Origin of the sequence: Sulfurimonas sp. NW15 (genome assembly GCF_051132285.1) — a bacterium.
Taxonomy (GTDB): Bacteria; Campylobacterota; Campylobacteria; order Campylobacterales; family Sulfurimonadaceae; genus Sulfurimonas; species Sulfurimonas hydrogeniphila.
Genome location: NZ_CP093237.1, coordinates 632,456 through 659,360 on the forward strand (window position 1 = coordinate 632,456; position 26,905 = coordinate 659,360).

At 37.9% G+C, this 26,905-nt stretch carries 29 protein-coding genes and 2 tRNA genes; 16 read left to right on the top strand and 15 right to left on the bottom strand.

Annotated features, from left to right (window positions below; all coding sequences use genetic code 11):
- Window positions 1-2 precede the first annotated feature (2 nt).
- From MLC52_RS03220 to MLC52_RS03235, 4 genes are read right to left on the bottom strand one after another with little or no spacing between them, the layout of a single operon-like run.
- Entirely contained in the window at window positions 3-1,610 is a 1,608-nt protein-coding gene (locus tag MLC52_RS03220; protein ID WP_151900849.1) for an ABC-F family ATP-binding cassette domain-containing protein, read from the bottom strand.
- 47 nt (window positions 1,611-1,657) lie between these two features.
- Window positions 1,658-2,929: a diguanylate cyclase gene (locus MLC52_RS03225; RefSeq protein WP_434581289.1), complete on the bottom strand. Its 1,272-nt coding sequence runs from the start codon at window positions 2,927-2,929 to the stop codon at window positions 1,658-1,660.
- On the bottom strand, window positions 2,922-4,874 hold the full coding sequence (locus MLC52_RS03230; RefSeq protein WP_418641124.1) for an ATP-binding protein: 1,953 nt from the start codon (window positions 4,872-4,874) through the stop codon (window positions 2,922-2,924). Before MLC52_RS03230 ends, MLC52_RS03225 begins: the two co-directional genes overlap by 8 nt.
- Complete coding sequence (locus MLC52_RS03235; RefSeq protein ID WP_346389489.1) at window positions 4,864-6,636, bottom strand: hypothetical protein; 1,773 nt, start codon at window positions 6,634-6,636, stop codon at window positions 4,864-4,866. Before MLC52_RS03235 ends, MLC52_RS03230 begins: the two co-directional genes overlap by 11 nt.
- Window positions 6,637-6,753: 117 nt before the next feature.
- On the opposite strand from MLC52_RS03235, the gene MLC52_RS03240 reads away from it, so the two are divergent.
- Complete coding sequence (locus MLC52_RS03240) at window positions 6,754-7,119, top strand: GNAT family N-acetyltransferase (RefSeq protein ID WP_434581291.1); 366 nt, start codon at window positions 6,754-6,756, stop codon at window positions 7,117-7,119.
- 207 nt (window positions 7,120-7,326) lie between these two features.
- On the opposite strand, the gene MLC52_RS03245 is transcribed toward MLC52_RS03240, so the two are convergent.
- Window positions 7,327-7,671, bottom strand: a complete 345-nt coding sequence (locus tag MLC52_RS03245; RefSeq protein WP_434581293.1) for a YchJ family protein — start codon at window positions 7,669-7,671, stop codon at window positions 7,327-7,329.
- A 181-nt stretch (window positions 7,672-7,852) separates the two neighbouring features.
- On the opposite strand from MLC52_RS03245, the gene pta reads away from it, so the two are divergent.
- Window positions 7,853-9,937: a phosphate acetyltransferase gene (gene pta, locus MLC52_RS03250; RefSeq protein WP_418641125.1), complete on the top strand. Its 2,085-nt coding sequence runs from the start codon at window positions 7,853-7,855 to the stop codon at window positions 9,935-9,937.
- Window positions 9,934-10,968, top strand: coding sequence for an acetate/propionate family kinase (locus MLC52_RS03255; RefSeq protein ID WP_151900842.1), 1,035 nt, complete (start codon window positions 9,934-9,936; stop codon window positions 10,966-10,968). Before pta ends, MLC52_RS03255 begins: the two co-directional genes overlap by 4 nt.
- A 51-nt stretch (window positions 10,969-11,019) precedes the next feature.
- Here the strand turns inward: MLC52_RS03255 and MLC52_RS03260 are convergent, their stop codons facing one another.
- Window positions 11,020-11,238 (bottom strand): cold-shock protein, encoded by a 219-nt coding sequence (locus MLC52_RS03260; protein WP_151900841.1) that lies wholly within the window; start codon window positions 11,236-11,238, stop codon window positions 11,020-11,022.
- Window positions 11,239-11,525: 287 nt separating this feature from the next.
- On the opposite strand from MLC52_RS03260, the gene MLC52_RS03265 reads away from it, so the two are divergent.
- The 8 genes from MLC52_RS03265 to exbD all read left to right on the top strand — a co-directional run bounded on the left by MLC52_RS03265 (window position 11,526) and on the right by exbD (window position 17,032).
- Entirely contained in the window at window positions 11,526-11,840 is a 315-nt protein-coding gene (locus MLC52_RS03265; protein WP_434581295.1) for a hypothetical protein, read from the top strand.
- Window positions 11,841-11,907: 67 nt separating this feature from the next.
- The gene (locus MLC52_RS03270) at window positions 11,908-13,266 is read left to right on the top strand and encodes a phosphomannomutase/phosphoglucomutase (protein WP_434581296.1); all 1,359 of its coding nucleotides are present in this window, start codon (window positions 11,908-11,910) and stop codon (window positions 13,264-13,266) included.
- A gap of 71 nt (window positions 13,267-13,337) precedes the next feature.
- Window positions 13,338-13,679, top strand: a complete 342-nt coding sequence (locus MLC52_RS03275; RefSeq protein ID WP_151900838.1) for a hypothetical protein — start codon at window positions 13,338-13,340, stop codon at window positions 13,677-13,679.
- 48 nt (window positions 13,680-13,727) lie between these two features.
- Window positions 13,728-14,735 carry a dihydroorotase gene (gene pyrC / locus MLC52_RS03280; protein ID WP_434581298.1) on the top strand — a complete coding sequence of 336 codons (1,008 nt, stop codon included), beginning with the start codon at window positions 13,728-13,730 and terminating at the stop codon, window positions 14,733-14,735.
- Window positions 14,725-15,384, top strand: coding sequence for a response regulator transcription factor (locus MLC52_RS03285; RefSeq protein WP_434581300.1), 660 nt, complete (start codon window positions 14,725-14,727; stop codon window positions 15,382-15,384). Before pyrC ends, MLC52_RS03285 begins: the two co-directional genes overlap by 11 nt.
- On the top strand, window positions 15,374-16,216 hold the full coding sequence (locus MLC52_RS03290) for a sensor histidine kinase (RefSeq protein ID WP_434581301.1): 843 nt from the start codon (window positions 15,374-15,376) through the stop codon (window positions 16,214-16,216). Before MLC52_RS03285 ends, MLC52_RS03290 begins: the two co-directional genes overlap by 11 nt.
- Window positions 16,207-16,653, top strand: coding sequence for a TonB-system energizer ExbB (exbB, locus tag MLC52_RS03295; RefSeq protein WP_188109973.1), 447 nt, complete (start codon window positions 16,207-16,209; stop codon window positions 16,651-16,653). Before MLC52_RS03290 ends, exbB begins: the two co-directional genes overlap by 10 nt.
- Window positions 16,643-17,032, top strand: a complete 390-nt coding sequence (gene exbD / locus MLC52_RS03300) for a TonB system transport protein ExbD (RefSeq protein WP_151900834.1) — start codon at window positions 16,643-16,645, stop codon at window positions 17,030-17,032. The genes exbB and exbD overlap by 11 nt, the downstream gene beginning before the upstream one ends.
- Before the next feature lie 21 nt (window positions 17,033-17,053).
- Here the strand turns inward: exbD and MLC52_RS03305 are convergent, their stop codons facing one another.
- Genes MLC52_RS03305 through groES form a run of 5 tightly spaced genes read right to left on the bottom strand, consistent with a single transcriptional unit; the run spans window position 17,054 to window position 20,592 of the window.
- Window positions 17,054-17,293, bottom strand: coding sequence for a hypothetical protein (locus tag MLC52_RS03305; protein WP_418641140.1), 240 nt, complete (start codon window positions 17,291-17,293; stop codon window positions 17,054-17,056).
- Window positions 17,294-17,743, bottom strand: coding sequence for a hypothetical protein (locus MLC52_RS03310; RefSeq protein WP_434581304.1), 450 nt, complete (start codon window positions 17,741-17,743; stop codon window positions 17,294-17,296).
- Window positions 17,744-17,791: 48 nt separating this feature from the next.
- The gene (locus tag MLC52_RS03315) at window positions 17,792-18,646 is read right to left on the bottom strand and encodes a patatin-like phospholipase family protein (protein WP_434581306.1); all 855 of its coding nucleotides are present in this window, start codon (window positions 18,644-18,646) and stop codon (window positions 17,792-17,794) included.
- Window positions 18,647-18,652: 6 nt separating this feature from the next.
- Window positions 18,653-20,296 (bottom strand): chaperonin GroEL, encoded by a 1,644-nt coding sequence (gene groL, locus MLC52_RS03320; RefSeq protein WP_151900830.1) that lies wholly within the window; start codon window positions 20,294-20,296, stop codon window positions 18,653-18,655.
- A 35-nt stretch (window positions 20,297-20,331) separates the two neighbouring features.
- The gene (groES, locus tag MLC52_RS03325) at window positions 20,332-20,592 is read right to left on the bottom strand and encodes a co-chaperone GroES (protein ID WP_151900829.1); all 261 of its coding nucleotides are present in this window, start codon (window positions 20,590-20,592) and stop codon (window positions 20,332-20,334) included.
- A 214-nt stretch (window positions 20,593-20,806) separates the two neighbouring features.
- On the opposite strand from groES, the gene MLC52_RS03330 reads away from it, so the two are divergent.
- The 5 genes from MLC52_RS03330 to MLC52_RS03350 all read left to right on the top strand — a co-directional run bounded on the left by MLC52_RS03330 (window position 20,807) and on the right by MLC52_RS03350 (window position 22,647).
- A tRNA-Met gene (locus tag MLC52_RS03330) sits at window positions 20,807-20,883 on the top strand.
- Between the two features lie 22 nt (window positions 20,884-20,905).
- Window positions 20,906-20,980, top strand: a tRNA-Asn gene (locus MLC52_RS03335).
- 136 nt (window positions 20,981-21,116) lie between these two features.
- Window positions 21,117-21,602 (top strand): SixA phosphatase family protein, encoded by a 486-nt coding sequence (locus MLC52_RS03340; RefSeq protein WP_434581309.1) that lies wholly within the window; start codon window positions 21,117-21,119, stop codon window positions 21,600-21,602.
- 96 nt (window positions 21,603-21,698) lie between these two features.
- Window positions 21,699-22,034, top strand: coding sequence for a hypothetical protein (locus MLC52_RS03345; protein WP_346389526.1), 336 nt, complete (start codon window positions 21,699-21,701; stop codon window positions 22,032-22,034).
- Window positions 22,035-22,101: 67 nt separating this feature from the next.
- Window positions 22,102-22,647: a type II secretion system protein gene (locus tag MLC52_RS03350; RefSeq protein WP_434581310.1), complete on the top strand. Its 546-nt coding sequence runs from the start codon at window positions 22,102-22,104 to the stop codon at window positions 22,645-22,647.
- A gap of 7 nt (window positions 22,648-22,654) precedes the next feature.
- On the opposite strand, the gene MLC52_RS03355 is transcribed toward MLC52_RS03350, so the two are convergent.
- The 4 genes from MLC52_RS03355 to hemE all read right to left on the bottom strand — a co-directional run bounded on the left by MLC52_RS03355 (window position 22,655) and on the right by hemE (window position 26,898).
- Complete coding sequence (locus MLC52_RS03355; RefSeq protein ID WP_151900825.1) at window positions 22,655-22,945, bottom strand: hypothetical protein; 291 nt, start codon at window positions 22,943-22,945, stop codon at window positions 22,655-22,657.
- 337 nt (window positions 22,946-23,282) lie between these two features.
- A complete protein-coding gene (locus MLC52_RS03360; protein ID WP_434581313.1) occupies window positions 23,283-24,917 on the bottom strand; it encodes a Na/Pi cotransporter family protein in 1,635 nt (544 codons plus the stop codon).
- On the bottom strand, window positions 24,918-25,874 hold the full coding sequence (locus MLC52_RS03365) for a radical SAM protein (RefSeq protein ID WP_230973250.1): 957 nt from the start codon (window positions 25,872-25,874) through the stop codon (window positions 24,918-24,920).
- Complete coding sequence (hemE, locus tag MLC52_RS03370; RefSeq protein ID WP_434581315.1) at window positions 25,858-26,898, bottom strand: uroporphyrinogen decarboxylase; 1,041 nt, start codon at window positions 26,896-26,898, stop codon at window positions 25,858-25,860. Before hemE ends, MLC52_RS03365 begins: the two co-directional genes overlap by 17 nt.
- Window positions 26,899-26,905: the final 7 nt, after the last annotated feature.

Here is a 26,905-nt window from a genome sequence, read left to right on the forward strand (position 1 = left end):
TTTCAGAGTGTTCCGGCTTCTTTGGCAGCAGCAAACTCTTCATAGCTTCCCTGAAAGTCGGTATAGGTATGATCATCATGCAGTTCTATGATGCGTGTGGCAAAAGCGTCAAGAAGTTCACGGTCATGCGAGACACAGATAACATTGCCCTTAAACTCATGCAGTGCTTCACCAAGGGCAACAATCGCTTCAAGATCAAGGTGGTTGGTCGGTTCATCAAGCACCAGGAAGTTACCACCCTCAAGCATCATCTTGCTAAGCATCATTCGGTGCTTTTCTCCTCCCGAAATCGCTTCGACATTTTTCTCCTGCTGCTCTCCGTTAAAAAGCATTCTTCCGAGACAGTTTCTGATTTCTGATATTTCCCGTTTAGGATCAAAGGCACGCAGCCAGTCATAAAGTGTGCCGTCGCCTTTGATAATATCCGCTGTATCCTGTGGAAAATAGGAAGATTCAATTGTTGCTCCCCAGGTTACAGTACCGCCACAGCTTGGTTTGAGCTCTTCCATAATTATTTTTACAAGTGTTGTTTTTCCTACACCGTTGCCGCCGATAATGGCGATTTTTTCACCCGGATTTACTTTAAAAGTAACATCTTTTAAGACTTCATTGTCTCCGTATGAATGACAGATATGCTCAACATTTAAGGCTTCATCTCCCATGACTCTTTTTGGTTTGAAAACGATAGAAGGATCACGGCGGGATGACGGTTTAATCTCTTCTATATTTAATTTTTCAAGCTGTTTTTGTCTTGAAGTTGCCTGTTTTGCTTTTGATGCATTGGCGCTGAATCGACGAACAAAAGCTTCTAGTTGCTCTTTTTCTTTGAGCTTTTTTGCATTGTCGAGTTCCATCTGTTTTGCCATAACATTTGCCGCAATATACCAGTCGTCATAGGTGCCGGTAAACTCTCGGATTTTCTGGTAATCAACATCAAGAATGTTTGTGACTACTGCATTGAGAAAATGTCTGTCATGCGAGATGACAACCATCGTTCCCTCATGTCTTTTGAGTTCGTTTTCAAGCCAACTGATTGTTTCAATATCAAGGTTGTTGGTCGGTTCATCCAAAAACAATACATCAGGCTTTGGATATAAAACCTGCGCCAAAAGAACTTTGAATTTGTCAGCAGAGTCAAGTGTGCTCATCAGTTCATTGTGCTTTTCAGCCGCAATTCCGACATTTTCCAGAATTTTTGCAATGTTTACATCGTATTCATAGGTCGGGTCTTCTTCCACACAGATAGTTTCAAGTTCAGCAAGACGGTTGTTGACAGCATCGTCTTCAAAATCACCGGACATATAAATTTCTTCTTTTTCTTTGATAGCATCATACAAGCGTCTGTTTCCGTACAAAACAGCATCCATAATTGTAAAGTCTTCATAAGCATACTGGTTTTGTCCCAAAACGCCGACTTTGTTTTGTTTTGGAATGATGACTTCCCCGTCATATTCATTGATTTGACCTGAAAGAATTTTCAAAAATGTTGTTTTACCGGCTCCGTTTGCTCCGATAAGACCGTATCTTTTGTGACGGTCTAGTTTTAAGTTTATGTCTTGAAAAAGCACTCTGTTTCCAAAGCGCATTGTTAAGTTTTGTACTGTTACCATATTGTTTAGCCTAGTTAATATTTTTCGCGATTATATCTAAAATATGGTTAAAAAAAGACTACCCGGTTGCGCCCGGAAGCTTTTGCCTCGTATAAAGCCTGATCAACGCGTTTTAAGAGTGATGTTTCCTTTTCTCCGTTTATGTACTCTGTAACGCCAATACTTACTGTGATTTTTTCTACATGTTCAAAAGGATGTTCTTCTACACTTTTACGTATTTTTTGGGCAAGTTCCATAGCCTGTTGTGTATTTGTATGGGGGGCCAGCAGCATAAACTCTTCACCGCCCCATCGTCCGAAACTGTCCGTTTTTCTTATGGTTTGCAAAACAATACGACTCAACTCCTGCAAAACATAATCGCCCACATCATGTCCATAGGTGTCATTGACATTCTTAAATTTGTCTATGTCAAGCATAAGAAGGCTGAAAACTTCACCGTAGCGTTTTGTTCTTTTTATTTCATCTTCTATAAGTATTGACATTTTATATCGATTATACAGACCTGTAAGCGCATCTTTGGTTGCAAGTTTTTGAAGTTCTTTTTCCAGGGCAACCCGTTGTGTTATATCACGGCTTGTGGAGACAAAGTAGCGCACTTTTCCATCTTTGTCTTTTATGGGAGAGATGATTTTTTCATCATAGTACAGACTTCCGTCTTTTCTTCTGTTGATTAAAGTATTCTGGTAGGTTTTCCCGTCCAAAACAGTTTTCCATAAATTACCATAAAACTTTTTTGAATGTTCTCCTGATTTGAGTATACGGTTGCTTTTTCCTATAAGTTCATTCTCTTCATATTGCGTATTCTCGGTTGCAGCAGGATTTACATAAATGATTTTTCCGTCAACATCTGTAATCTGTACCATTTCATGCATCTGTTCCACAGCCTGTGAAAGAAGTTTTAGCTTTTCTTCGCTCTCTTTGAGCTGCTGCGCCGCTCTTTCATTTTGTATGCGTTGTATAAGAGTTTTTAATTTTTCATTCACAGCATCCAAATCTACCGGTTTGAGAATGTAGCCGTCTATTCCAAGGTTAATGGCTTTGTGTAAAAATTCACTGTCATTGTGGGCTGTTATGAGCATAATAAGTTGGGAAGGATTGATTTTTTTGATGGCTTCAGCCATCTCGAGTCCACTCATTTTTGGCATACGGATATCTGAAATAACAATATCCGGATTGTGCTTTTTGTACAAAGACAGCCCCTCTTCTCCATCTTTTGCAATATAAAGCTTAGTGCAAAAACGCTGCAAAAAGCGTGAGAGCATCTCTCTTACATGTACTTCATCTTCCACATACAATATAGCAATATCATTCTTACTCATCAAAGTCTATCCTAAATTCTGCACCTTCTCCGGTGTTTTTTACGCTCAGTTTTGCGTTCATATTTTCTTCAATCATCATTTTAGACATATACAGACCCATCCCTGTTCCTTTGCCCTGTTCTTTTGTCGTAAAGTAGGGCTCAAAAACCCTGTCTATAACCTCTGGAGTGATCCCGCCACCATTATCACGTACTATTACTGTATGATTCTTTAAAATAATTGTAATTTTAGCGTCACTGATATTTCTTTCAAGCAAAACATCTTTTGCATTGTTTATAAGGTTTAAAATAACCTGCTGTAGTTCATTTTTGTACCCGACTGTTTCAAAATCTTCACCAAGCAGCGTAACTTTGATATTGTTGTTTTGCAGTTGCGCTGTTTGAATAGAGAGAACTCTTTGTACCGCTTCTTTTACACTGAAGCGTTCCTGTGTTTTGTCAACCCGGTAGAAATTTCTAAAATCGTCAATGGTATCGGACATAAACTGAATTACTTTTTTTGTTGATTTTATGAAGTCATCAAGGTACTCTTTTGTAATTAATCCGTCTTCATAATCATATTTGAGATTTTGGACGGCTATGCTTATCTCGTTAAGGGGTTGCCTCCACTGATGGGCAATGGCGCCTATCATCTCTCCCATGGAGGCAAGTTTACTCTGCTGTTGGAGTGTTTCAAGCTGTTTGATATTTTCATTTGTTTTTTCTTTCACCAGTTGTTCGAGTGTTTCATTGAGTTTGTTAAGTTCTTCTGTGCGTTCTTTGACTTTTTTCTCGACATCTTTTTTTGACTCTTCTAACTTTTGAAGCATAATCTGCAGAGAGTCTGCCAACTCTTCGATTTCATCATGCGTATGAATAGTATTGAAGTCAATGTTGTTTTTTGACGTATCATCGGCAATGGCTTTTGCAGCCTGGGTGATTTTACTGAGTGGTGTAATAAGCCGGCGGACAAGTATAAGTGAGATCAAAGCAATAAGCAGGGATACTAACAAACTGTAAAGAGCAAGCGAGCGAATAAAATTTTCATAGTCTTTTTGTAAAAAACTGCTTGTAGATGTCAGTGCAATGTATATGAATTTATCTTTTGTATAGTGAAGTGTTGTATAGGTAAACAATATATCGTCTTTATAATAACTCTGTTTACTCAGATCAAAATCATAATCAAGCCTGTAGTCTTTGTGCCCAAACACATATCCGAATGTTTTGCTTTGGTCCTTATTGTAAATATAGTATTTGTTTTTGTCTGCAAGATAGATGTTTTTAGGGCTGTTTTTGTCATCATATTGTTTAATCACCCGAAAAAGTTTATTGATATTTGCATTGATGATGAGCATACCAAAGAGTTTTTTGTCAATATATATTGGTAAAGAGATGCGAATAGTCGGCGTAAGCGGATAGGAAAGCTGTCCATACTCTTCATTGAGTGTTATATCTGAGACAGAAACCTCTTCCGGATGGAGTTTTATTGTTTCTTGAAAGTATTTTTTTGCTGCTTTGTCTTGCAAAAGACTCTTTTTCTGAATATGTACTCCCTGTTTGTCTTTATATGTGACAAGGAGTTCCCAACCGGTTTTATATAAAAGACGGATGTTGAAATAGGCATCGTTGTGCGATAAAAGAGCGATAAAGTTTTTTTCAAGAGAAGACTCTATTCCTTCTAAAGTTCTGTTTGTTTTTTTATCATAATTGTAAGGATTGTAAAATGCCCGCGAATATGCTGCAACATCTTCATTTTTTGAGAGAACTTTTGCATCATAAATAACCTGTTGGATGTCATTGTGAATACTTTCTTTGTTTTGTTTGAGCTCAAAGTTGAGATGTTCAAGGGAATTCTCTTTTGAATACTGCATCATAAGAGAAAAAGATAAAAAGACAATCACAAGTATTCCGACCGTGGCAATAATAAAAGTGCCGATGGCAACCTTTGTTGAGAGACTAATGCGCATAGGTACTGTCTTTGAGAATTTGTTGTGCGAGTTTGTTTGTTGCCTCTAAGACACTAAAAACATCTGAAGGTGTTTTGTTCTTTGGTGTTTTTTGTGAGAGCGCAGTTGTATGCTCTTGTATATTATAGTAAACGCGCAGTTCTGAAACAGTCCCGCTGATGAGGCGCAAGGCATTATATACAGAGTTTGGTGTGATGATTTTGTCACGCGGAATAGTAAGTGTTGCTGAGTTGAGATTGCCTCTTTTTTTGATTTTTGTAAGTGTCTGCATGAGTTGCAGACTTTGCATAAAGACATCAGAGGGAGCTTTTGATTCATACTTTAGCAAAGGAACAAGTATCTGTTTTTGCGTCAAATGATAACTGACAGTCTGGATGTTTTTGTAGAGTTTGACAGCAAGAATATAGGTCTCATTCGGAGTATACTCCTGGTTTAAAATTGTATCAAGTTCATACGATATTTTCCATAAGAGATTATAAACATCAGAAGGTGTCTTGTCCTGGTATATTTTTTTCTCGAGGTAGTTTCTGTAGGAGATAAAATTATAATTATATTTTTTTGTATTGTAAACAAGGTTGATTTCATCATCAAGTCGTAAAATGAGTTCATATACCTCACTTGGTGTTATTTTTGTATTTGGTGCATCAGGGATTTGTGAGGGGTAAAATCCTTCGAGTGATTTTAGTTTTGCTGTTTTTTCCAAATCTTCAAGTCCCTTAACATAGACATAAATAGGCTCAAGTCCATAGACATACGGTACTTTTTTTGCTTTGAGCTGGATGCCTCTTCTCTCTTTGATTCGCATAATTTTATGCAAAATATATTCGCTGAGTGCATAAACTTCATTAGGTGTTTTGGTAAGTGATTTTTGTGGATACTGATTGAGCGGATGAGAAAAATCAAAAGCAGGCAGAAGTGCTTTTGCATACTCAAGATTTTGGACGACATCCGAAGGTGTCTTTTTTGTTTGGAGTTTTTTTGGTGGAAAGCTTCTTTCTATTCCCAAACGGCGAGAGAGTCTGTTAAGCTCTGCTTTGACGGTTTGCAGAGAGTCATATACTTCTGTGGGAGAGATGACTTTGTGCTTGGCTTTTGGTACAGGTACGGGCGTCATCCAGAGTTTTTTTTCAACTTCACTTATCTTTTTTATCAAATCTATTGAGGCATAGAGTGCATGATTCGGATGAAGGTTTGGTCGTTTTGGCGGCATTTTTACATCACTGTACTCTCTTTGTGAAGAGCGTAAAAATTCAATACGCTCAAGAATCTGCTGTGACTGGATATAAACATCACTTGGGGTAAATCCCTGTCCCAGCAACTCATCAAAACCAAGAGAAACTGTCCAGAGTACCTGGTAAACATCACTCGGTGTTTTGTCTTTGTACTGTTTGTAAGCAAAGTACTTTTTTTGGTTTTTGAGCAGGTAGTGAATCTCTTCTTTTAGTCGTATGACATTGTTATATACATCCTGCGGGGTAATTTTTCTTGGAGGAACAGGCGGAATGGCAATAGGACCAAAGTTGTGTATTTCTCTGTATTTGTTTACTTTTGTCAACACTTCAAGTGTTTTTTGAATAACATGCCGCGGCAGTTTGTTATGTTGCTGTTCAACCTCTTTAAGTGGTTTTGTGATGCCGTTTTCTTTGCGCAGTTCTTCAACCATCTGTTTGAGCACAATAGACTGAGAATAGACATCAGAAGGTGTTTTTACCGAAGCGTATAAAAATATCCCAAAGAGTAAAAAAAGCTGTATAAATTTCATATTCTTCCCGTTTTCTTTTCATTATAGAACAGAAAACTTTTGTACTTTCTTAAATACACATTTGAGCATTAAAAGTACGGGTTTCTTTAGCTTCTTATTATGTGCTACAATAACATTATGCAAATAAGAGAAATGACACTCAAAGAACTTTATCCCGTGTATGACCTGGTAAAACAGCTTTACACAGAGCTGAGCTACGATGAATTTGAAGACCTTATATACGATATGCGACACATGGAATATAAGATGTTCGGTATTCTGGAACGCGGTGAACTGGTATGCTGCGGAGGTGCAGCGGTGCAGACAAGCCTCTGCCATAAAAGACATCTTTATGTTTTTGATTTGGTCACGGATGAAAAATATCGTGAAAAAGGCTATGCTAAAATGATGCTGGAGTATCTGCAGGATTATGCCAAAACTGCCGCCTGCGAAAAACTTGTACTCTCCTTCAAATGGCAAGGAAAAAATGTTATTCAAGTGTAAAAATTTGGTTTTTTTCTGCAGTGCCGACTGTTTGTTGCTTTCCTGCCATGCTCGCCCGCACTGAAGTACGGGTCCCAAAAAACCTGTTGTTGTTTTCCTGCCACTCTCAGCCCACCCTGAAGGATGGGTCCCTTTGTATTTCGGAATCGGTACTTCAGTGCCGACTTGGTGTCTTAACTGTGTAAAACCTGCATAACAAACAAATATTCAGCCACAGCACTTTTTGTATTTTTTGCCACTTCCGCAGGGACAGCTGATATTTCGCTCTATTTTGGAGTTATAAAGTGTTCCGTCTTTATATTTCCATTGGCCATCTTCCTGCACAAAAAAACTTTTTTCATGCAGTACATGTAAGGTGTCGTTTTCTTTGTAATAGGCTTTAAACTCGACCGTATCTGCCGTTACATGTAACACATCAAGCCTCAGCCACTCTAATGCAGGTGTATGTCGCAAATCTTCAACTGTCTGTGAAACAGAAGTGTGTGCCAAATATTCCCAGTCTTTTTTTACAAATGCCTCATATCTGCTTATCATTAACTCTTTTGGTGTCATAAGGTTCCGTTTTTTAGATAGAATTATACTGTATATTGAACCATTTCAGAACTCAGACTTTTATAGCCTTGAGAGTCGGCACTGAAGTACCGATTCCGAAATACAAAGGAACCCAGACTTCAGTCTGGGCTGGCATGGATTGAAAGCTTATAAACTTGTTCGTAAGCAAAAAGGTAAAAACATGAAAATAAAATCACTCTATATTGCCGCACAGGAAAAAAATGCAGGGACACTTTTTGTCTCTATGGGTATGATGGAAATACTCAAGCGTAAACTGCATCGTGTCGCTTTTTTTCGCCCGATAATCTTTGACAAAAACATACGTGACGGTGATATAGACTTTATTTTGCAGCGTTATAATCTCGATATAGACTATGCAGCATGTTATGGTTTTGACATTAAAGAAGTCGAAGAGATGATTTCTAAAAAAGAGGACAATCTTCTGATAACCCGTCTTATAGACAAATTCAAAAAGCTTGAACGTGAGTATGATTTTGTACTGTGTGAAGGGATTCGGCGTTCTTTTTTAACCTCGACCATCAGTTATGATTTAAATGTCAAAATCGCCCAAAATTTTGCTGCACCCGTGATAAGCGTCATTAAAGCCGACAGTGCCACAACAAAAGAGATATATGAAAATGTTTTGATTGAAAATGAGTATCTGACTTCTGAGGGATGTACCCATTTTGCCACTTTTGTGAACCGTGTCAATGATGAAAAGTACAAGCAGCTGCAAAAAATGTTTGAAAAAGTGCCTTATACAATTTATCTTTTAAAAGAGGTAGAGGAATTGAACTTGCCTACTATTGAAGATGTGATAGAGACGCTTGGCGCAAAAAAGATACTGCTTGAGAGCTATGACCATACCAGAGTGATAAGAAATGTCAAAGTTGCAGCATTGACACTCGATAATTTTTTAGAACATATCGAAGAAGAAGATTTGGTCATTGTTCCGGCTGACAGATCTGATATTATTTTAGGGCTTTTTGGGGCTTTGCACTCTTCAGGTTATCCGAATATTGCTGCGATTATTTTTCCTTTCAGTATGAAGCTTAATAAAAATATTCAAAAGCTCATAGAAGGGCTAAACAGCTTCAAAGTTCCTATACTCTGTGTCGATACCGATACTTTTGAAACAGCAAGAGATGTCATGAAAGTGCACTCAAGACTGCGTGCTCATTCTGAGAGAAAAATCGCACTTGCTTTGGGACTTTTTAACAGCAGTGTGGATATAAAAAGCATAGAAGAAAAGATAGCAACAGCCTACAGTGATATTATGACACCGCAGATGTTTGAATACAAACTTTTTTACATGGCGTCGCAAAATAAAAAAAGAATCGTGTTGCCCGAATCAAGTGATGAACGCATTTTAAGAGCAGCAGAAATAATTTTAAGAAGAGGGGTCGCAGAGATTATTTTTATAGGTGATGAAGAAGAACTCAAAGGGCGTTATCTGCGTTTGGGGCTTGATTTATCCGCGGCAACTGTAGTCAATCATCTCTCATCCCCATTGATAGAAAAGTTTACGGATGTTTTTTACGAGCTGAGAAAACACAAGGGCATCACAAAAGAGGCAGCCAAAGATGCAATGTTGCATGTGAACTATTTTGCCACAATGATGGTACAACTCGGTTATGCCGACGGTATGGTTAGTGGTGCTATTCATGCAACGGCAGATACCATTCGTCCCGCTTTGCAGATTATAAAAACAAAACCGGAGTTTTCTGTTGTTTCAAGTGTCTTTTTTATGTGTCTTAAAACAAAGGTGCTTGTGTACGGTGACTGTGCAATCAATCAGGACCCGGACGCGCAAACGCTCGCAGAAATCGCCATTGCATCGGCGCAAAGTGCAAAAATGTTCGGTATTGAGCCAAAAATTGCCATGCTTTCATACTCGACGGGAGAGAGCGGGCACGGCTCTGATGTTGACAAAGTAAGAACTGCCACAAAAATTGTACGCCAAAAGCGACCGGATTTACTTGTAGAAGGGCCTATTCAGTATGATGCGGCAATTGACAAAGAGGTGGCAAAAATCAAACTGCCGAACTCAAAAGTGGCAGGGAAGGCGACGGTATTTGTATTTCCTGATTTAAACACAGGCAACAATACCTATAAAGCCGTACAACGCTCAAGCGGAGCGATTGCCATAGGACCGGTTTTGCAGGGACTCAACAAGCCGGTAAATGATTTGAGCCGAGGCTGTCTGGTGGAGGATATTGTCAATACCGTAGCTATTACGGCTATTCAAGCGGGGGAAAACCAATGAGAGTTGCAGTAATCAATGCCGGAAGTTCTTCTTTAAAATTCAAACTTTTTGCAATGCCGGGTGCAAAAATTTTGCAAAGCGAACTTGTAGAACATATAGGCGAGCCAAATTCGCCTGTAGCAAACCATTTTGAGGCGATAGAGTCTTTACATGTAAACTTTGCAGAGATTGATGCAGTAGGGCACAGAGTAGTTCACGGCGGTGAGCAGTTTAGAGCTTCTGTTCTTATAGATGATGAGGTTATGCAGGCTATAAGTGATTTAATTCCTTTGGCACCTTTGCATAATCCGGCAAATCTTGAAGGTATAAAAGTCGTTCGTCACTATGCGCCAAACATCCCCCAAATAGCTGTTTTTGATACGGCTTTTCATGCAACACTGAAAAAAGAGGCATTTTTATATGCACTTCCCCATGAGCTGTATGAAAAACATCAAATCCGCCGTTATGGTTTTCACGGGACGTCTCATGCCTATTTACTGCAACAAGCGGCATTATTGCTTGGGAAAAAAGCAGAAGATACAAACATTATAAGCTTGCATCTTGGAAACGGAGCAAGTGCCTGTGCTGTTAAAAACGGGAAAAGCTGCGATACTTCTATGGGATTTACTCCGCTTGAAGGGCTTGTGATGGGAACAAGGAGCGGTGACATTGATCCGGCTATTGTTTTATATCTGCAAGAGTCTTTACATGTAAAGCCGAATGAAATAGATGAAATGCTCAATAAAAAGTCAGGACTGCTTGGTTTGTGCGGCGAAAATGATGTACGAAAGATACAAAACCGCAAAGATGATGCGGCAAAACTGGCACTCGACATTATGGTGCGACGGATTCAAAAGTATATAGGTGCGTATATGGTGTTGCTTGAGGATGTGGATGCCATAATATTCAGCGGCGGTATAGGCGAAAATTCTGCATATGTTCGAGAAGCGGTTATGAATAATAAAATACTTAAAAATATAAAATCATTAGTGATAAAAACAGATGAAGAGTTGCAAATAGTAAACGAGTGTTTGGAAGTTTTAAAAAGATAGAAAAATCATACAGGCATAAAAGCCTGCATAAAAGGGGTGTGAGGTTAACTACTAAAGAGGAGTTACGTTCTCAGCCTGTGGGCCTTTTTGACCTTCACCAACTTCGAAAGTTACTCTTTGACCTTCTTCAAGTGAAACACGTCCACCACCGTTGTTGTTCACTTGACGGAAATGTACGAATACATCTTTTCCACCATTGTCTTGCTCTATGAAACCATAACCTTTTTCGTCGTTAAACCATTTAACTTTACCGTCTTGTAATTCTGCCATTGTCTAGCCTTGTATATTTATTTTGTCAAAAAATTGGGAGAGTCTTTAGGAGGTTTTAACACATAGATCAAAAAACACACTAAAGATGAATTCACGCCTCATCTTTCACTTGGCAACAGTATATCAGCTTTTTTTTAAATTACCAAGAAAATATGTAAATTTAAATAAATTCTTTGTACGAAGTTAAGATTTTGTGCATAAAACCGATAGTAATACATAAAGTTCTATAACAACCAGTCGGCACTAAAGTACCGATTCCGAAAAAAATCATTGAGAAGGCAATATTTATGGACATATCTTCAAACAGTGCAATTAAAAATTTATACACAAAAAAACTCTCTGCTGATGATGTCAAAGCAATTAAAAAAGAGATAGCGCAAAATATGAAAGAGATAGCCTTACATGTAAACAAAAAGCCAAACGGTGTAGATGAAACAATCAATAAAATAGTTTCCAATTTTCAGGATTTTCAAAGCTTTTTGCAAAGTGTGGGCTATGACGGTAAAAAATCAATAGCTGAGTTGTCAAAAGAAGAAGGCGAACGTATGCTTAAAAAGATGTTTGAAAAGGCAGATTTTCAAAAGCTTGACATAAAAGTATAAACACAAAAAGTAATATTTAATAAATATTTATGTAGAATCTCTGTAATAATTTTACAAGGCTGGACAATTGAGCATTTACAGAGAATATGACATACGCGGAATATATGAAAAAGAGCTAAATAAAGAGAGTGTCACAAAAATAGGCTATGGGCTTGCATCTAAAATAGAGGGCGAATATGTGGCAGTGGGTTATGATGCCAGAAGCCACTCGCCGATTCTTTTTGAGTATCTGGTGGCAGGGCTCAATGCAGGTGGGAAAAAAGTTCTTGACATGGGGCTTGTGCCGACACCGGTAAACTACTTCACAAATTATCAGGAGTGGGATGGCATTGTGCCTTCGGCTTCTGTTATGATAACAGGTTCGCATAATCCGAGTGAATACAACGGTTTTAAGATTACGGTAGACAAAGCGCCTTTTTTTGGGGAAGATATTTATGCGCTTGGGCGTGAGTGCGAGACGATGCAAATGCCGCCAAAAGTACCAAGAGATGTAAGTAAAATCAAGGCGAAAGAGCGTTATATAGACTTTATGGTCAATGAATTTCAACACCTTAAAGGGTTGCAAACAAAGATTGTCTATGATTGCGGCAATGGTGTAGCAGGTGTTGTGCTGCCTGAAATCTTTGAAAAACTCGCATTACATGTAAAGGGAATATATGTAGAGCCTGACGGAACTTTTCCAAACCATCATCCTGATCCTTCGGTAGAGGAAAATCTCAAAGATGTCAAAGCCCTGCTTGAAAAAGAGGGGGATATTGCTTTTGCGTATGACGGGGATGCAGACCGTATAGCGGTGCTTACGCATAAGAACAACATCAAAGGCGATATGATGGCACTTTTATATGCCATGAAGATGGACAAGCCGACCGTTGTAGGAGAAGTGAAATGCTCACAGGTGATGTATGATGAGTTGGAGCGTCGTGGTGCCAAGGCTGTGATGTATAAAACAGGACATTCAAACCTCAAAGTGAAAATGAAAGAAATCAATGCTGATTTGGCATGTGAGGTGAGCGGGCATGTCTTTTTTAAAAACCGTTATTTCGGCTATGATGATGCGATTTATGCAACACTCAGAATGTTGGAACTGGTACATGAGGGGATAGATTTAGATGCAGAACTTGCCAAACTCCCGCAAGTCTATTCTACCGAAGAAATTAAAGTAGAAACAACAGAAGCACAGAAATTTAAAATCATAGAAAAAGTAAAAGAACTGCTTAAAAATCCGCCTGCCGATTTTCCTGTTATAAAAGATATGATAGACGTGGACGGTGTACGCATCAACTTTGAAAAAGGCTGGGGGCTTGTACGGGCGAGTAACACAACACCGGTTTTAGTGACGCGATTTGAATCAACAGACAAAGAGGAAGCCAAACGCTATGAAAATGCAATCAATGATTTAATAGCCCAGGCAAAAGAAAGTTTATAATTTATATGTATAATAAAGATTAGTTAATCTTAATTAGGTAGAATTCCTGTAAAAAATACGGAGTTTTGCCAATGCTTTACTATACAATGCTTTTTCTTGCTTTTCTTTACTTTAAAATTGCCCGCGTTTACAAAAAAGAAGAAAAATCCAATCTCAATATGAATATTCAAAACACTCTTGTTTTTATTGCTATCGTGGCTTTGCTTGTGTATGGTTTTACCCATAAAACATGGTACACAGTTTTACTTGCCGCTTATCTTTTTCTTATTCTCGCTTCACTCATGGTTTCTGCTGTCCAGGTAGGTGTTTTTATAGAAGGAAAACCTTTTGTCAAGCTCAGTCATTTATATAGGTTTTTGGCACCTATAGGTATGCTTCTTTGGTTTGCCGATATATATTTATGGGGCATTTAACAACGAATTTGTTATAATGTTTTCATTGATAAACTTAAGGAAATTTTTATGAAAACCCATATACTTTTGATGCCTCTGGATATGCACCTGCACCTTCGTGACGGTGTAATGCTTGAAAATGTAGCGCCCTTGACGGCATACAGTTACAGCGGGGCCATAGTGATGCCCAATCTTGTGCCTCCTGTTGAGACAAGAGAAGATCTTTTGGCGTACAGAGAGCGGATTATGGCGGCTGTGCCAAATGATTATTTTGAACCCTACATGACACTGTTTTATAAAAATTATGATAAAGCTTTTTTAGAAAGTATAGTAGATGAAATAACAGCGATTAAACTCTATCCTGCGGGAATTACTACAAATTCAGAGGGCGGTGTCAGCTCTTTTGATATAGAAGAGATGCGTACTACTTTGGAGACGATGAGCAGTTTGGGTATTCCTTTATGCGTGCACGGTGAGACGGATGGTTTTGTGATGGACAGAGAAGCGGAGTTTATGAGTATTTATGAACTTTTGGCACAGAATTTTCCTGATTTGAAAATTATAATGGAGCATATTACAACCAAAGAAGCGGTTGCTATGCTGGACAAATATCCGAATTTGTATGCGACGATTACTGTACATCACCTGCTGTTAACGCTGGATGATGTCATCGGCGGATTGATGCGTCCGCACCTTTTTTGCAAACCGATTGCCAAAAGACCGGAAGATTTGGATGCACTTTTAAGTGTAGCGCTTGAAGCGCATCCAAAAGTAATGTTCGGATCAGATTCTGCGCCGCATCCTCAGCATAAAAAAGAGTCGTGTGGCTGTGCGGCGGGTATTTTTACCGCACCGATTTCACTACAGCTTCTGACAGAAATATTTGACCAGTTTGACAAGTTGGATAATTTACAGGCATTTGTCAGTGACAATGCACAAAATATTTACGGAATCTGTCCTGAGTTTAAAGAAGTGACTCTTGAAAAAAGACCCTTTGTAGTTCCCCAGAACTATGCAGGAGTTGTGCCTATGTATGCGGGTGAAACGATAGGATGGGCTATAGAGAGTGTCGATTAAAATACTGCTGCTTGAAGATGACCTTCTTTTTGGGGAGACCCTGGTGGACTTACTCGAGGAAGAGGGGTATGAAGTGCTTCATTATCCAAACGGGCAGGATGCTCTTGATGCCACCTATGATACAAAGTTTGATATTTATCTTTTGGATATCAATGTGCCTCTTATAGACGGTATTTCTCTGCTCGGTGATTTACGCTCTGCCCAGGATGAAACACCTGCCATTTTTCTAACTTCGCATAAAGAAAAAGAGATGCTTCATCGTGGTTTTGTAAGCGGTTGTGATGACTTTTTAACAAAACCTTTTGACAATGCAGAACTTTTATTTCGCATACAGGCGCTTATAAAAAGAACCAAGATAAAAGAAGCGGAATGTATAGGTGAACTGTGTCATGACAAGCTGCATAAATGTATTTATTATAATAAAACGGTTTTGGAACTTTCAAAAAAAGAGTATGAACTTTTAGCATTGCTGATGAATCATGTCAACTCTCCTGTACCAAAAGAGCTGATATATGCAGAGTTGTGGACAACGGCTGACGGAGGAGGAAGTGATGGCGCTATACGTGTCTATATAAACAGACTCAAACAATTACTGCCTACTATGTGCATAGAAAATATTCGCGGCATCGGATACAAACTTGTTTCGTAATCTTCGAATAATTATCTTTATTTATTACTTTTTTACTGTAGCAGGTTTTTTACTGCTCGGATACTACTTTATCAACGTGTTACATGTAGAGAATCTCTATATGTTTGCTTTTATTGTCCTTTGTATTGTTATACTCTCAGGAGTATTTATATCCAAACTTGCAGTTGATCCCTTGGCTGAGTATGTTCAAGAGTTGCAAAACCTTTCAAAAGAGACCCTCCATGAGCTTAATCTGCCTATCAGCACCATTACAACAACGACACAGCTTTTAGGTAAAAATTGCCATGATGAGAAAATACTCAAACGCATTGGACGTATAAATACAGCCTGTATGATGCTTAAAGAGCGTTATAATGAATTGGATTATCTGATTAAGATGCAAACAAATCAAAAGATAAAAGAGGAGTTTTTTGTTGATGAGTTAATCAAACAGAGAGTTGGCTTTGTAAAAAAAATATATCCTCAAATGAAATTTAATCTTGTGTTGGAAAAAATGCCTGTATTGAGCGATCAAAAAGGTTTGGGAAAAGTAATTGACAATATTATTGATAATGGGGTAAAATACTCAGGCACTTCAAGAAATATAGATATTGAGGTAAAAAACAACAGTATAAAAATAAAAGATTACGGAATAGGGATGGATGAGGTTGAACTTGTTCGTATTTTTGACAACTATTACCAGTCAAATAAAAATATGCAGGGTTTTGGCATAGGATTAAATCTTGTCAAAAGATTTTGCGAAAGAAACAATATAGAATTACTGTTGCAGTCATCAAAAAATATTGGAACAACAGTAGAATTAAAATTTAAACAGGAATATGAATGCAAATAACAAATGATATAATGACATATGCAGAACAGGCCCTTGATTATGGTGTTATGGGAACCTTGATTCTTATGAGTATTGTCACTTTGTGGCTTTTTATTGAGAGAATGATGTTTTACAAGAGTGTACGTATAGAAGATTATAAACACAGAGACAATTTAGAACTTGACTTAACGGACAATATCAATGTCATCAGTGCAATAGGAACAAATGCACCCTATGTGGGTCTGCTTGGAACAGTCATCGGTATTATGATCACTTTTTATACTTTGGGTGATTTGGGTGCAGTAGATGCAAAAAAAATCATGATAGGACTCGCTCTTGCACTCAAAGCTACGGCGATGGGACTTGTTGTGGCTATGCCGGCTATTGTAGCCTATACAATTCTTCTTCGTAAAGTTGAAAGAATTTTAACAAAGTTTGATGTGGCCCATGAAGTGTAAAAAACAGTTTAAAAAGTTTGATCAGATCAATGTCATTCCTTTTATAGATATTATGCTTGTTCTGCTTGTCATGGTGTTGACAACAGCTACTTTTATAAAGCAGGGCGTTATTCCCGTGAATTTGCCAGAAGCAAAAGCAACAGAAAAAGAAGATACGAAAAAAGAGGTGACGGTTTATGTGAATGCAAAAAGTGAGATATTTTTTGACAAAGAGAAAGTAAACCTCAAAGAGTTACAACAAAAACTTTCTGCTGTTTCCAAAGACCAGACGGTAGTGCTTCGAAGTGACAAGGAGTCCAAGTTTCAGGACTTTGTAAATGTGATGGATATTTTAAAGAAACTGGGACACGAACAGTTGTATATAGTTACGAAAGAGTAGTTTTACATTCAGAGGTGCCCTTTAGTAATTTGTCTGCAGTAGTTTAAACTTTTTTTCTTTTACAGATGTTTTTTTGTTTGCAGCCTGTGGCTTTTTTAATTCAGGTGCTTTTGTATTAAAACTCTTTTTTTCTATTTTTTTTGCATCTTCTTGAAAGAGTGTTGAAGCGAAGAAAAATAAAATCATTATTACGACAACACTTGCATAAAGTAAAATATAGTTTTTTATATGCCCAGACTCAAACGGGTTTTCAATCTTCATCTAAACAAAAACCTTCATCGATTTTAATTTTTCATTTTCAATGCTTGTCTGTTCTATCTGTGAGATTAAGTCTTTATCTATGAAAGCGGCTGCGTGTTTTTGCACCAAAGAAACCAGTGTGGCATAGGAACTCAAATCGACTGTTTTTTTTCGTAAGGCAGCCTGCGTGACAAAGTTTAATATATCTTCATCTTTGAGCAAAGGGATGTTTTTGAGAATGTTTTGTGTCATCAACTCATTAAGAGCATCATCATGAAGAAGTACATTGTCAACATTTGCTTTTGCGATTTTTTTGTCAAGACCATGTTCAAAAAGTTTTTTGCTGACTTTTGCTCTAAAACTGTTTGTGCTTTTTGTGTGAATGGTTCCCTGCAGATCTATTTTTGGTAAAACACCACCAAATGCAATATTTCCTATAAAGACTGTTATTATGAAAATTTTATTACTCATCTGTTTTCCTTTCGTTATGTATAAGTGTAGTCATTATAAGACAATAAATTATAAATCAGCTCTTTTTTTGCATAAATTGTAACCATAGGCAATCAATTCTTCTGCTTTGTCGAAGTCAAAAGTGTTGCACAGGTTTCTGGGTATATCTATTTCTATATCAGAAGGATAAGCTGCAAGTTTCATACGGGCGAGTGCTCCCTGGAGTGTTTCAAAAGATTTGTTTGCAATGCTGTACATATTGTCTTCTTTGACAAATGTATCGGGTAATGAGAGAGTCTTCAGATAGTGTTGCAGTTTTTGCCGTATTGGAGTGTCAGTTTTTTTACGTTTTTTTATTGGCATATCAGGAGCAGCTTCAGCACCCAGGTTTACCGAAATAGTAAGGTCTGTATCATCATGAAATGTCGGCGCAATAGGTACCGGATTGAGTACCCCGCCGTCAACAAGTTTTTTTCCTGATGATGTGATAAAAGGAGTGAAAAAAAGAGGCAGAGAGATGGACGCTCTAATGGCACTTAATAAAGAACCACTGTTAATCCATACTTCTTTCTCAGCTTCTATATCTGTACAGACAGCTGTAAATTTTATATCTAAAGATTCGATGAGGCAGTCACCGACAAGGTTTTCAAGCTTTTGCATCAGTTTCTGTCCTGATACAAGACCGCCTGAACCTTTAAAGTCAAGCAGTTTTAGCATTTCAAGAGTATCTATCTGCTGGAGCCACTCTTCATAAATATGCAGCACTCCGGCTGCATAAAATCCACCGACGAGTGCACCGATAGAACATCCTGAAACAGATTTTATTTCGTAATCGTTTTCTTCGAGGTATCTGATGATGCCAATGTGGGCTAGACCACGGGCACCACCGCTTCCAAGAACCAAGGAGACAGTTTTTTTACTCACTGCTTCTTACATCATTCCCGGCATTCCCATTTGCGGAGGCATTCCTCCTCCCATATCTGCTGCAGGAGCTTCTTCTTTTGGAATTTCAAAAATTGCCGCTTCTGTAGTGAGGAGCAGGCTTGAAACGGAAGTCGCATTTGTAAGCGCAACACGTTCAACTTTAAACGGATCGATAATACCCGCTTCAAACATATCTACATATTCACCTGTTGCCGCATTGAAACCAATATTTTCATTTTCTGCATTTTGAATTGCATTGACAACAACACCTGTGTCAAATCCTGCATTTTGTGCAATCTGTTTTATAGGAGCTTTCACGGCACGTAATATAATCTCAGCACCGATTTTTTGATCGCCTTCAAGGTTATCAATATTTACTTTTGCAGCAGCATGAACCAGTGCCGCTCCACCACCGATGACTATACCTTCTTCAACAGCTGCTTTTGTAGCCGAAAGCGCATCATCAACACGGTCTTTTTTCTCTTTCATTTCAGTCTCAGTTGCAGCACCGACTTTGATGACGGCTACACCACCGCTGAGTTTTGCAAGACGTTCTTGCAGTTTTTCTTTATCATACTCGCTGGAAGTTGCTTCAATCTGTGTTTTTATTTCAGATATACGGGCTTTGACAGCTTCTTCACTTCCTGCACCGTCAACGATGACTGTATTGTCTTTGTCTATGACAACACGTGATGCCTGTCCAAGCATAGAAATTTCTGCACCCTCCAATGTATAGCCTGTTTCCTCAGAAATTACAGTACCGCCTGTCAATGTTGCAATATCTTGCAGCATTGCTTTTCTTCTGTCTCCAAAGCCTGGTGCTTTTACAGCGGAAATGTTGAGTACACCGCGAAGTTTGTTCACAACAAGAGTTGAAAGTGCTTCACCCTCTACATCTTCAGCGATAATAAGTAAAGGACGGTTTGTCTTTTGTACCTGTTCTAAAACCGGCAGCAGATCTTTGAGTGATGCAATTTTACTGTCAACCAGTAAGATATAAGGATTCTCGATTTCTGCTGTCATTTTTTCAGTATTTGTAATGAAATACGGGCTTAAATATCCACGGTCAAACTGCATACCTTCAACAACATCAAGCTCATCTACGATACCTTTTGCCTCTTCAACAGTAATTACACCGTCCTGACCGACTTTTTCCATAGCTTCTGCTATCATGTTTCCTATTTTTGCATCGGAGTTTGCAGAAATAGTTGCAACCTGTGCAATTTCATTTTTGTCTTTAATAGATTTAGAAGCTGCTTTTAAGTGCTCCAAAATTGAATCACATGCTTTGTCCATTCCGCGTTTTACTTCAACAGGGTTTGCACCTGCCGTGATGTTTCTAAGCCCTTCGCTGAAAATCGCATTTGCAAGCACTGTTGCCGTTGTTGTTCCGTCTCCGGCTTCATCCGCAGTGTTTGAAGCAACTTCTTTTACAAGTTGTGCTCCCATGTTTTCCAGGTTGTCCTGTAGCTCAATTTCACGGGCAACAGATACACCGTCTTTTGTGATACTAGGCGCACCATAGCTTTTTTGTATCAAAACATTACGACCGCGAGGTCCCATTGTCACTTTTACCGCATCTGTGAGTTTTTCAACTCCGCGTGCCAGTTTGTTTCTTGCGTTATCTGAAAATATTATCTCTTTTGCCATTTGTTAAACTCCTTATATTTTTTAATTTTTTTTACTTAACCAATGATTCCGAAAATATCATCAACATCTATTACTATATATAAATCACCATCAAGTGTAACCTCATTTCCGGAGTATTTACCAAAAATAACTTCATCACCTTTTTTTAGCTCACTCACCTCTGAACTTACTGCTACAATTTCCCCGCGAGAAGGCTTCTCTTTTGCATTATCAGGGATAATAATACCTGAACTCGTAGTATTAGCCTCTTCAACACGTTTAACCAATACTCTTTTTCCTAAAGGTGTAAAATTCATTATATCTCCTTACAAATATGATTAATTTATGAGAAGAATATTACAAGAAAAAAGTAAAAATGTCAATACCTTTAGTCATATTGACTAAGCTTACCTTATTCTTACATGTAAAGTTCTTTGACAAGTTGCTGTATGTGTCCAAATTACTCAATTAAAAGCCTGTTTTAGTAAAAATAAAGTTTAATATATGTATAATTCCACCCTCTTAAACGATGTCAGGGTAGCTCAGCTGGTTAGAGCACTGGTCTCATAAGCCGGGGGTCGGGGGTTCAAGTCCCCCCTCTGACACCATTTTTAAGATAATTTTACATATTCCGGATTAGCTCAGCGGTAGAGTAGGTGACTGTTAATCACTTGGTCACTGGTTCGAATCCAGTATCCGGAGCCACATCAATTATAACCCTTTACATACAAACTTTCCAACAAATTTATTTACTCACAGTATTTTTTTCAAGACTCATCGGTATTTGCGCCTGTTTTTTATCAATTTCTGCTAGCATAACACAGAACAAAGGATCATAATTATGAAAACACTTTATATAATAAGACATGCTAAATCGAGTTGGAAAAATATGGATTTGGATGATTTTGACAGGCCTTTAAACAAAAGAGGCAGGCATGATGCTCCAATGATGGGCGAAAGACTTCGCAAAAAAAAGATTATGCCTGATCTTATTTTGTCGAGTCCTGCAAAACGAGCGAAGATAACGGTAGAGAGTATTGCAAAGAAGGTTCACTATAATCAAAAGAAAATTGTTTATGACCAAAATATTTATGAAGCTGACGTAAGTACATTGGAAGATATTCTTATGGATATTGACGACAAATACAATACCGTGTTTTTGGTAGGACACAACCCGGGACTGAATGAATTAGCAGAGCATTATGCCGGTTATATAGAAAATTTGCCAACCTGCGGTATTGTCAGTATCGCTTTTACATGTAAACAATGGAAAGATATAGATAGTGACAATGCCAAGTTGCTATTTATTGATTATCCGAAAAAATAAAAAAACATTTATAAAGAAAAATTACTTTTTATAAAGTATGCTTATTTTGCTAATAAATACTATACTGAGATAATTAATAATTCAAAGGAATATTTTATGTATACGGTACAAATGGAAAAAGAGTGTGAGTGTTTTAAAAAAAGTGAATACGAAAACAATGTTACATTTCAAACACAGCAAGAAGCATATAAGTATGCAAATATAGTAGCTGAACTTATGAATGAAGAGTTCTGCGGGAAACACACTTTTGATGCACAACTGGCCGAAGGCGATATGTTTGTAATAAGAGTGGCTTTGAATACTACCGCGGTTTCTGGTTGCAGCACAGGTGTGAGTTGCGATGTTGGCTGTGAATCTACCGATGACTGGTCTCTTGAATCAACACAGAAGTCCAATGGCGGCAGCTGCGGCAGTGGATGTGGTTGTGCTTAAACACAACTATTTTGATATAATAAAAAAATAGAATCTACAGGCAGACTAAAAGAGAGAGAGAGTATTAATGAAAAAAGCATTTACATTACTGGAACTGGTATTTGTAATAGTTGTGATTGGGATATTGGCTGCTGTTATTCTCCCCAGAGTAAAGACAAACCCGGTTGCTGAAGCAGCTGTTCATTTACTTTCACAAATCAGATATACACAGCATTTGGCAATCATAGATGACAAGTTTACCCAAAATAATACTTGGTACAAAGACCGGTGGCAAATTGTTTTGAATGGCAACAGGTTTTCCATAGTGAGTGATAATAACACAAGATTTGCAAAAGATCCGCAAACTGACACTAATATAAGTAGTGTAGTTTTAAAAGGGGTAACTTCAGTTACAACTTCTGGCGGCTGTGCCAATCAGTCTATAATCAGTTTCGATCATTTAGGCAGACCGCTTGTCGGAAGTCTTGCCGCAACAACGGCTGCATATACTGTACCGGGTAATAATGGTGCACTTTTAACCGTTGATTGTAATCTTACACTTGCAAACGGCAGTGATGAAAATGTTACTATAACTATCAGACCGGAAACAGGATATGCGAGTATTGAACCGTGAAGCGTACTTACGCTCCACCACCAATTTCGGCATGCAGGTCAAGATAATGTTTGTCATTTCGGGGCATAGTATCACTCATATCACGGGCTTCTTCAAGTGCTTTGATAACTTCATCGAGTTTTTCATAAGGCAAATGTACTTTCCAGTCATGGTCGTCATCCCCTTCAAGTGAAATTCCTATACTAACGACGGGACTGCTGAAGTCACCATACGGTTGTTCAATATGAGCAACACTTATCTCTCCATACCTTGAATTCGGCAACTGAATTGTAGCTATTGATAATGCTGATTTAGGCATCTCTTCTCCTTAATTGTCAAGAGCACATAATAATCATAAAAAGTTATTTTTTCTGATTCAAATGGCTTGTATAAAATCTTATCAAATAAGACTGAAAATCTTTTCTTAAATAATATTTAATTATTTAAGTACAGTAAAATAAACCGGAGATTATAAATAATTATATATCAGATTTTATTATATTATAAGAATTTAAATAATTATGATAATCATTCATATAAAAAGAGGATCTAAAGTCAGTCAGTATGCCCCTGCACGCAGTATATAAAAAAAAAGAATCTATAAGTATGCTTTTATTTGAAGAAATAAAATTAGATTGTTTTTTTAAATTTTGGAATTAGTTTAATTTCAGTATATTGTACATAGACTTTGAAAAACTCTTTACTGAGTGCATGTCATTGATTGCCATAGTCGTCACATCAGATTTGATACTATGGTTTCTTGCAATATCTTTTATTATGAGAGTGCTTTTTCTGTAAGCATCCGCAATTCTTTTGTAAATTTCATCCATCTCTTTAATGGAATCTTCATCTCCCTGGATGGCTTTGTTAAAAGCCTGAATATTTTTGAGTATTTGATAGCGTATGTTTTTGTAAAACTGCTGTTCTTCCTTTGTATGTGCATTATAAAAATAATCCAAATCATACAGCATATCTTTTATGACTTTAGCGGCAGTGGCAAGATAATTGACTTCTTTTATGAGTCTGTTTAGCTTATCATTGTACTCTTCATCATTATTGACAGCAGAAAGTTCAGAGGCATAACGGTATATTTCACCTTCCAAAAGACGTATTTTTTCATATACTTTTTCAAATTCTACATTAAAACTGTGGGTGTATTTATCTAAAATTTTATCTATCGCCATATGCTCGTCAAGAACTTTTGACGGAGGCACATTGATGGCAAGCAGGGCAAACTCCTGAACTTTTTTCAAAAGATGCTCTATCTCTTTTTTGAGTGCTTCTATAGCAATTTGTGGAACTTCTGTAGATACATTACATATAAATTTTGTAACTTTGTCCTGTGCCTGGTGAAAGTATTTTTGTGTAAATGCCGTTAAAAATGATATAAAAGGATACCAGATAAGAACGCCCAGTATGTTAAACAAGGTATGAAAAATTGCAATTTTTATAACGCCGTCTGTATGCGGAAATGCAAAATTTACCAAACTAATCAATTGATATAAAAAGAGTAAACTGATAACTCCGGTTGAGACATTGAAAAGCAAATGGGCCAGTGCCACTCTTTTTTTATCCGCAATACCGCCAATACTGCCAAGTAAAGCTGTTACGGTTGTTCCTATATTTGTTCCAATTACAAAAGCAGCTGCAGCTTCAAAACCGATTACATGTGTGTAAAGCGCACTTTGTGCAATGGCTATGGAAGCTGAACTTGATTGTATGACAGCGGTTAAAGCGAGTCCTATTAAAGCATACCAGTAGGGTGTCGAAAACTGATATGCGGTTATATCAAAGTTTTGGGCACTGTCACTAAAACTCTCTTTCATCCCTTCAAGCCCTAAAAATATAAGACCAAAACCAACCAAAACACCAAAATAGTTTTTCCATTTGGATGTGTCAGAACTTAAGACCTGTCCCATGCCTCCTATTCCTATAACAGCATAGGAGAGCAGTTTTATATCCATGTTAAAGCCGATAACAGCAACAATCCATGCGGTGACAGTTGTTCCTATATTGCTTCCGAGTATAATGGCTATACTGCTTTGCAAACTCATCAGCTGGGCTCCGACAAGAGAAAGAGCCATAAGTGTCACTACGGAAGAGCTTTGAAATACAGCTGTGGAAAAGATTCCTGTAAGCAGGCTTTTAAAATGTGTTTTTGTTGCATTTTGGACAAATCGCTTAAAAGCATACCCTGCGGAAGATTTGATTTGTTCTTCAAGGTAAAGCATTCCGAAGAGGAAAAGTCCCAAACCGGAAAAGGCTTCAATCCAAATCTTATAATGCTCCATCTAGTGTCCGTTGCCAGGTTGACGCTTTCTTTTCAGATTGTCGGCGGGAACATAAAATTCTAAATTTCCGACCTTTTTAACCATGACAGCATTACATGTAAGCAAATTGTTCAGGTTCTCTCTGCTTTTTTCATCAAAAAGCAGAGCAATATCCTCCGGAGTCAAAGGACGCTTGTCTAAAGTATTGAGTACATCTTCTTTTGTATAATAGGAGTTGTTTGGCTCTGCATGGAGCCGTGAAGCTATATGGATGGGTAAATCGGCATCAAACATAAGGGCTATGGTATGCAGCTCTTTGTAGCTTATTCCTGTCACAGGGTAGGCCGGAGGTCTGTCTATCGTGCCGATATCTACTCTCTGACATTTTATTTTATGCAAAACTTCATTTAGTTTTTGTATCTCCTCTTTTGTATCATTCAAGCCATGTACAAAGAGAATCTCTATAAAAAGTTTTCCTCGATATTCTTGAGAAAAATCTATAACTTTTTGGACAACATTTTCTATCTTGATAGAAGGATGGGGTCTGTCTATCTTTTTAAATATTTCATGGCTTACAGCATCAAGAGAAAGTTTTACCTGGTCAAGTTTTAAAAGGGAGTTGAAAACTTTTTCATTAACAAGCGTAGCACTGTTTGTCAGTATCAATGTTTGAGTATCTTCTTTTATCTCATTTATGGCATCTATAAGTCTGTCAAGATGAGGGTAGAGTGTAGGTTCTCCGTTGGCAGTCAGTGTTATGACATCTATTTTATCATGAAGGTGTTTACGCAGTTCAGTAATAATTTCATCAACTGAAACGATAAGTGTCTGTTCTTTCACTGTCGCGCTTGGTGCCAGTTCGCAGTAAAGACAGTCAAAATTGCACTGTTTTGCTGATGGTGAAAGATCCACACCCAAACTCATACCGAAACGGCGTGAGTTGACAGGTCCGAAGATGATATTATTTTTTGCTGACACGGTGGCACTCTTGTATGAAGTGCTTTGCATTTTCAACAGGAACATCTGGAAGGATTCCGTGTCCGAGGTTGAATATATGGCGTTTTCCCTGCATAGTTTTTTGAATCTCTTCTACCGCCTCAGTCGTTGCCTCTTTTGAGTATAGACGGCATGGTTCCATATTGCCCTGAAGAACATATTTGTCACCGAGTTTTTCTTTGGCCAGTTCCATAGGTGTGGACCAGTCAACACCGAAAACATCGAAATTGCCGTATATTTTATCCAAAAATGCAGGAATGCCTTTGGGAAACATAATTACAGGAATATGGGGATATTTTTCTTTTAGATACTCGGCAATTTCTACCATATATTTCCAGGAAAACTCATCATATTTGTTTGGCTCAATCGCAGCAGCCCAAGAGTCAAAAATCTGTACAACATCTATGCCTGCTTCTATCTGTTTTTGCATGTAAAGTTTTACGACCTCAGTCACTTTTGTAAGAATTTTGTGCAGAAGTTCAGGGTTTGAATACATCATTTTTTTGCACACATTGTATGTTTTTGTTCCCTGTCCTTCTATCATATATGTTGCAAGTGTCCAGGGTGAACCTGTAAAACCAATAAGCGCTTTGTCTTGGGCAAGCTTTGTTTTGATGAGTTTGATGGTGTCATACACATAGGTAAGTTTGCTCGCAGCTTCTTCCCCGCCTGTGAGCCTGTCTATATCTTCCTCATTCTTAATCGGGTCAGAAAATTTCGGGCCTTCTCCTTTGACAAATGACAAATCCATACCCATTTCATCAGGAATTACAAGGATATCGCTAAAAAGTATAGCCGCATCAACACCAACTATATCTACAGGCTGAAGAGTGACTTCACAGGCCATTTCCGGATTGTGACAAAGATTTAAAAAATCTCCTGCTTTGGCACGTACTGCCATATACTCCGGCAGATAACGCCCCGCCTGTCTCATCATCCATACGGGAGTGTATGGTGTCTCTTTCCCAAAACATGCATCTACAAATATTTTATTTTTTATTCCCATTTTTTTT